Genomic DNA, 6,664 nt, shown 5'->3' with positions numbered 1-6,664 from the left:
CGTCCCGCCCGTCCGGCTCGCCGCCCGCGAAGCCGTCCCTCCACCGCGCGTTGCAGGCCCGTCATCTACGGATGATCGCGATCGGCGGCTCGATCGGCACGGGCCTGTTCGTCGCATCCGGCGCATCGATCTCGCAGGCCGGCCCAGGCGGCGCGATGCTCGCGTACATGGTGATCGGCCTGATGGTCTATTTCCTGATGACGAGCCTCGGCGAAATGGCGGCGTTCATGCCGGTGTCGGGCTCGTTCGCGACCTACGGCGCGAAGTTCGTCGACGAAGGCTTCGGCTTCGCGCTCGGCTGGAACTACTGGTACAGCTGGGCCGTGACGCTGGCGGTGGAGCTCGTCGCCGCGCAGCTCGTGATGAATTACTGGTTCCCACACGTGCCGGGCGTCTGGTGGAGCGCGCTGTTCCTCACGCTGATCTTCGCGCTCAACGCGCTGTCGGTGCGCGGTTTCGGCGAAGCCGAATACTGGTTCGCGCTGATCAAGGTGCTGACGGTGCTCGCGTTCGTCGGCGTCGGCCTGCTGATGATCTTCGGGATCATGCAGGGCGGCCCGAGCGCCGGCTGGGGCAACTTCACGATCGGCGACGCGCCGTTCGTCGGCGGCTGGGCGACGATGCTCGGGGTCGCGATGATCGCGGGCTTCTCGTTCCAGGGCACCGAGATGATCGGCGTCGCGGCCGGCGAATCGGAAAACCCGCGCACGACGATTCCGCGCGCGGTGAAGCAGATCTTCTGGCGCATCCTGCTGTTCTACGTATTCGCGATCTTCGTGATCGGCGTGCTGGTGCCGTACACCGATCCGAGCCTGCTGAAGAGCGACGTGACCGATATCGGCGTGAGCCCGTTCACGCTGGTGTTCCGCCACGCGGGCCTCGCCTTCGCGGCCGGCGTGATGAACGCGGTGATCCTGACGGCCGTGCTGTCGGCCGGCAATTCGGGCATGTATGCGTCGACTCGCATGCTCTACAACCTCGCGGTCGAAGGCCGCGCGCCGAAGCTGTTTGCGAAGCTGTCGCCCGGCGGCGTGCCGCGCAACGCGCTGTATGCGACCACCGCCGTCGGCGCGCTGTGCTTCCTCACGTCGCTGTACGGCGACAAGACCGTGTACCTGTGGCTGCTGAACACGTCGGGCATGGCTGGCTTCATCACGTGGCTCGGCATCGCGGTCAGCCACTACCGGTTCCGCAAGGGCTTCCTGAAACAGGGCTACCGGCTCGACCAGTTGCCGTACCGGTCGAAGTGGTTCCCGTTCGGACCGCTGTTCGCGTTCGCGCTGTGCGCGGTCGTCGCGCTCGGCCAGGACTACCGCGCGTTCCTCGCCGACAAGATCGACTGGACGGGCGTCGCCGCGACCTACATCGGCCTGCCGTTCTTCCTCGCGATCTGGGTCGGCTACGCGCTGGTGCGTAAATGCCGCCTGGTGCGCTACGAGGACATGGAAATCGCGCCGTGGATCGACCGTAACGCCACGCCCGACGCCACCGAAAAGGCCGACGCCGGCTATCCGGCCTACGTCGCCCGTCCGGTCAACCCGACGCCGGGCGCCTGAAGCCCGGTAACGCGCCGGCGGCCGCCCGATCGCGGCGGCCGCCGCGCTGAAAACCCCATTCGACGCGGCGCGCGCGTTCAGGCAAGATCGACGCGCGCCGTCCGTTTTTCCGCCGTCACGAATCACCGAAAACGCATGCAGAATTTCTACGAAGCCACCGTTACCCGCCAGCCCTACCCGCAACTGACCGGCACGATCGACACGCAGGTCTGCATCGTCGGCGGCGGCCTTGCCGGCCTGTGCACGGCGCTCGGCCTCGTCGAGCGCGGCGTGCATGACGTCGTCGTGCTCGACAGCGAACGGGTCGGCTTCGGCGCGTCGGGCCGCAACGGCGGCTTCGTGTTCGGCGGTTACAGTCTCGACAACGCCGACCTGCTGCGCACGCTCGGCCGCGACGAAGGACGCCGGCTGTACCGGCTCACAGTCGATGCAGTCGAGCTGATCCGCGCGCGCATCGCGCGCTACGGGATCGACTGCGACATCGTCGACGAGGGCGTGATGCTCGCGAACTGGTTTGACGATCCGTCGCGGCTCGACGGTGTGCGCACGCTGATGAAAAACGAACTCGACGTCGACTGGGAACCTGTCCCGACCGGCGCGCTGCGCGAACGGCTGAAGACGCAGCGCTATTACGGCGGCCTGTTCGAGCCGAACGCGTTCCACTTCCACCCGCTCAAGTACGTGCTCGGCGTCGCGGCGGCCGCATCGCGCGGCGGGGCGCGCGTGTACGAGCGTTCGGCCGCGCTGGGCATCGCGCGCGACGGCGCAGGGTACGTCGTGCGCACGGCGCAGGGCGCGGTGCGCGCACAGGACGTCGTGTTCGCCGGCGGCGGCTACGCGCGCGGCGTGTCGCCGCGCATCGAGCGCGCGGTGCTGCCGATCGCGACCTACGTGATCGCGACCGAACCGCTCGGCACGCGCCTGCCCGATGCGATCGACGCACCGTACGCGATCTACGACACGCGTTTCGCGTTCGACTACTACCGTCCGCTGAAGGACACGCGGATCCTGTGGGGCGGCCGGATCTCCGTGCTCGACCGCGGCCCCGATGCGATCGCGCGCCTGTTGCGGCGCGACCTGCTGCGCGTGTATCCGCAACTGGAAGGCGTGAAGGTCGACTACGCGTGGGGCGGGCTGATGAGCTACGCGCGGCACAAGATGCCGCAGATCGGCCGCGACGCGGACGGCGTGTGGCACGCGATCGCTTTCGGCGGCCACGGGATGGCGCCGACCACGGTGGCCGGCGAGGCGCTCGCCGCCGCGCTGGCCGAAGGCCGGCCGGTGCCGGACGGCTTCGCCGCGTTCGGGCTCACGCGCACGTTCGGCCTGGCCGGCCTCGCCGCCGCGCAGCTCACGTATACGGCGTACCAGGCCCGCGACGCGCTCGCATCCTGCCGCCGCTGAGCGCCCGCGACGGCCTTGCCGATTAGAGCAGGAGGTCGGCCGGGCGGGCATTTCCCACATGCTAGAATGCCTTTTCCAAGCCGCCGCGAACCACAACAAAGCCACATGAAAGCAGGAAGCAAGGCCGCCACGTCCGACACCCGCGCGCTTGCGTCCGATGCGCGGCGTAAATACGATCCCGAGCAAACCAAGCGCAACATCCTCGATGTCGCCACGCAGGAATTCTCCGCGATGGGCCTCGCCGGTGCGCGCGTCGACGCGATCGCGGAGCGGACGAACACGACGAAGCGGATGCTCTACTACTACTTCGAAAGCAAGGAAGGCCTGTACGAGGCCGTGCTGGAGAAGGTGTACGGCGACATCCGCGCGCTCGAGCAGGAACTGCACGTCGGCGACATGGAGCCGCGCGAAGGCATGCGCCGTCTCGTCGAATTCACGTTCGACTATCACGACAAGCATCGCGATTTCGTCCGCCTGGTGTCGATCGAGAACATCCACGGCGCGAAATATCTCGAACAGCTCAAGTCGTTCAAGAACCGCAACGTCAGCATCATCAAGACGCTCGAGGAACTGCTCGAGCGCGGCGCGGCCAGCGGCGCGTTCCGCCAGGACATCGACGCGTTCGACCTGCACCTGCTGATCAGCTCGTTCTGCTTCCATCGCGTGTCGAACCGCTACACGTTCGGTGCCGCGTTCGGCCGCGATCCGTCGGCGCCGCGCCTGCGCGCGCGGCATCGCGACACGATCGCCGACGCGGTGCTGCGCTACGTCGCCGCGTAAGCGGCGCCCACAGCCGGCCGGGGCGCGACACGTCCGCGCCCCTTCGCACTTCAGCACGTCAGCGCATCAGTCCGTCGGCGCGGTCGACGCCAGCGCGATCCGCGCCTTCTGTTCGGGGCTCCCCGCCACGTAATACTTCTTCGCCCAGCTCGAATCGGGCGCCAGCGCGAGCCGCGCATGCGCGCCCGTGCCGCGCTGCTTCGCATTGATCGCCAATGCGCGTGCGCGATAGTGCTCGTAAAGCCGCAGGAATTCCGCGAGATAGATCGCCGCGATCCGCTTGTCGCGGATCTCGAGCAGGTTCTCGTCGTTGTACTGCTCGGAATTGCGGCTCATGTTCGCCGAACCCGTATAGACGACCGGATTCGCGCCTTCCGCATCGATCACGATGAACTTGTGATGGATCACGACGGGCGGAAAGGCCGGCGCCGGTTCGCCCGGGAAAAGCCGCAGCTCCGGCTCGAAGCCTTGCGGCACGGTAGCCGGCGAAAAATACGACGCGTCGATCACGTCGTGGTTGTCGCGGCGGCGGTGGTACAGCTCGAGGTTCGCGAGCGTCGCCGCATCCAGCGACTGGCCACCCTGCTGCGCGGCATCGGCCTTCGTCGCGCTGCTCGCGTTGATCCGGTTGACGAGGCCGAACATCATCAGCCCGCGATCGCCGGCCGCGAAACACGCATCGCGCAGCGCCGCGTCGGTCGGCATGAACAGGCAGAACGACACCGAATGCTTCGCGGCCCCGATCGCGGCGACGATCGTATCGATCTCGGTACGCTGCCCCGACGGCTCCGGCGAGTACGCGACGCGCACCTGCGCGCTGCCGATCGTCATCGGCGCCGACCAGCCCGACGACAGCCGGGCGGTCTCCGCAATCGACGGATTCCCGGCCAGCGCGTGCGCGCGATCGTTGTACAGCGCGGCGAGCGCGGGCGAGTCGAACGCGTGCAGCACGTTGGCCTGCTCGGTCAGCCCCTCGGTCGTGAAGTTCGCGGAACCGGTCAGCACGCGCGCGGGCGCTGCGGCGGACGGCGCATCGGTCACGATGAACTTGTCGTGCATGATGTGCGTCTTGTCGCGCGGCGCGAGCGTCGCGAGCCCTTGCAACGCGTCGACCGCCGGCTGGTTCGGCGACGGCAGCGGCGGCTTGCCCTTGCGCGCCGTCGTGTGCGCGTCGTAGACGATCGCGAGCGACGCCTCGCCGTGCTGGCGGCCGAACGCCTCGAACGCGGGCAGCGCCCACAGCGTGTCGGTCAGGTGATAGACGGCCGATACCGCGCGCGACGCAGGATCGAGCATCTCCGCGAACACCTGCTCCATGTCGTTCGCGAGCCACGTGCGCAATTTCAGCGCCTGCGCAGCGCTCGGCGCCGCATTCGGTGCGAGGCCCAGCGCCGCGACCTGCTTCGCGAACGCCTGCGAGCTGACCACCGCGCGGTTGAACCACGTGCCGATGCCGTCCTCGATGTGCGCGGGCAGCACGACGTCGCACACGCCGGCTTCCGCGTCGAGCACCTGCAGGTTCGCCGGCGTACCGACGACCGGATAGACGTCGTAGCGGAACGACGCACCGCGGTCCTGCGGATCGATGCGCGCGTCCCACCACATGAATTTCTGAATCGGCGCCTGATCGGTCGGCGCATCGCCCTGCGTGTCGGCGGCCGGGCCGTCGAACGTCAGGCGATTGGGCAGCCAGCTGTCCGGCGCACGCGTCTTGCCGTCGGCCGACCAGAAGCCCGGCGTGCGCCGGATCGCGAAGCCGAGGAAATCGGACCGCGACGCCGCATCGGGCCAGTCGAAAGCCAGCAGGACCAGGGTGGGGGAAAGATAGCTGCGCACGCTGACGGTCATTCGTTGCTCCCTGGCCTGACGGCCGGTCGAAATGAATGGGTCAGTCTTGACGACGGTTCTTCCCGCGCGATGACCGTTCGATGAACCTTGTATGTCGGACGCGCGTCAGTCGCACACGAGCAGTTCGATCCCGCGCGCCGTCAGCGCGCGGCGCACGATCTTGTCGGGCGCGCGCTCGGTCACCAGATAGCGGGCGGCGGCCGCGCCGTTGATCCGCACCGGCGTCACGCGGCCGAATTTCGAATGGTCGGCGACGATGATCGCCGTGCCCGCCGCCGCGATCATCCGGCTGCGCACTTCGGCCGCGAGCCGGGAGTAGTCGGTGCATTCGCCGTCGGGCGTGATGCCGCCGGCGCCGACGAACGCGAAATCGACGTGGTATTGCGCGAGCTGGTGGATCGTGTCGAGACCGAACGTGGCGTCCTCGTCGTCGGACAGCTCGCCGCCGAGCAGCGTCACGCGGTTGCCGTTGCGCCGCGCGAGCACGAACGCGGTGCGCCAGTCGTTCGTGTAGATCGACAGCCGGTGCCGGTCGGCGAGCGCCAGCGCGACCGCATGCGGTGTGCTGCCCGAATCGATCAGCACCGATGCATCGTCGGGCACGAATTCGGCCGCGCGCCGCCCGATCGTGCGCTTCGCGTCGGCGTTCGCGGCTTCGCGCTCGGACAGGCTCGGCTCGCGGCGATCCGCGGCCAGCGCGCCGCCATGCGTCATCACGAGCAGGCCGCGCGCGGCCAGCGCGTTCAGGTCGCGCCGCACGGTTTCGCGCGACACGTCGAGCGAACGCACGAGTTCCGCGACCGACAGCGCGCCCGAGCGCCCGAGCTCCGACAGGATGTATTGATGACGTTGTTCCGCCAGCATCGCGTGTGCGCCCGAGGCGACTGGTAATGGGTAAGCCGGCCATTGTATTACGGACGTTTGACGACCATTTGACTACGCCGGGTAATGCGGCAGGGCGGCCGGGGCAACGGTCGAGCGCGTTTCCCGAAAGCGAAATTCTGTATTGTCCGGCGCGCGCGAATCCGCGCGGCGCCGGTTGCTACACTTTGCGCTTCGCCGAACGACCGACCGAC

General features: G+C 68.3%; 5 protein-coding genes. 3 read left to right on the top strand and 2 right to left on the bottom strand.

All coding sequences use genetic code 11. From position 1 onward, the window contains the following. Positions 1 to 50: 50 nt before the first annotated feature. The 3 genes from C4B30_RS33660 (at position 51) to C4B30_RS33650 (ending at position 3,740) form a co-directional block, all read left to right on the top strand. Positions 51 to 1,556: an amino acid permease gene (locus C4B30_RS33660; protein ID WP_234015487.1), complete on the top strand. Its 1,506-nt coding sequence runs from the start codon at positions 51 to 53 to the stop codon at positions 1,554 to 1,556. A 135-nt stretch (positions 1,557 to 1,691) separates the two neighbouring features. After that, the gene (locus tag C4B30_RS33655; RefSeq protein WP_105133599.1) at positions 1,692 to 2,960 is read left to right on the top strand and encodes an NAD(P)/FAD-dependent oxidoreductase; all 1,269 of its coding nucleotides are present in this window, start codon (positions 1,692 to 1,694) and stop codon (positions 2,958 to 2,960) included. Positions 2,961 to 3,065: 105 nt separating this feature from the next. Continuing rightward, positions 3,066 to 3,740 (top strand): TetR family transcriptional regulator, encoded by a 675-nt coding sequence (locus tag C4B30_RS33650; protein WP_027781472.1) that lies wholly within the window; start codon positions 3,066 to 3,068, stop codon positions 3,738 to 3,740. 66 nt (positions 3,741 to 3,806) lie between these two features. Here C4B30_RS33650 and C4B30_RS33645 read toward each other — a convergent pair whose 3' ends face one another. Then, the gene (locus tag C4B30_RS33645; protein WP_105133598.1) at positions 3,807 to 5,588 is read right to left on the bottom strand and encodes a phospholipase D-like domain-containing protein; all 1,782 of its coding nucleotides are present in this window, start codon (positions 5,586 to 5,588) and stop codon (positions 3,807 to 3,809) included. Positions 5,589 to 5,693: 105 nt separating this feature from the next. Then, positions 5,694 to 6,452 carry a DeoR/GlpR family DNA-binding transcription regulator gene (locus C4B30_RS33640; protein WP_089500629.1) on the bottom strand — a complete coding sequence of 253 codons (759 nt, stop codon included), beginning with the start codon at positions 6,450 to 6,452 and terminating at the stop codon, positions 5,694 to 5,696. Positions 6,453 to 6,664 lie beyond the last annotated feature (212 nt).

Source organism: Burkholderia sp. BE12, from assembly GCF_002959955.1.
In the GTDB taxonomy this organism is placed as follows: domain Bacteria; phylum Pseudomonadota; class Gammaproteobacteria; order Burkholderiales; family Burkholderiaceae; genus Burkholderia.
Note: the sequence above shows the minus strand (reverse complement) of the source record. Positions and strands in the feature narration are given on the sequence as shown.

Excerpts from the sequence above, each read along its gene's own strand:
- C4B30_RS33655 (WP_105133599.1), top strand. The coding sequence starts at position 1,692 with ATGCAGAATTTCTACGAAGCCACCGTTACCCGCCAGCCCTACCCGCAA.
- C4B30_RS33650 (WP_027781472.1), top strand. The coding sequence starts at position 3,066 with ATGAAAGCAGGAAGCAAGGCCGCCACGTCCGACACCCGCGCGCTTGCG.
- C4B30_RS33645 (WP_105133598.1), bottom strand. The coding sequence starts at position 5,588 with ATGACCGTCAGCGTGCGCAGCTATCTTTCCCCCACCCTGGTCCTGCTG.
- C4B30_RS33640 (WP_089500629.1), bottom strand. The coding sequence starts at position 6,452 with ATGCTGGCGGAACAACGTCATCAATACATCCTGTCGGAGCTCGGGCGC.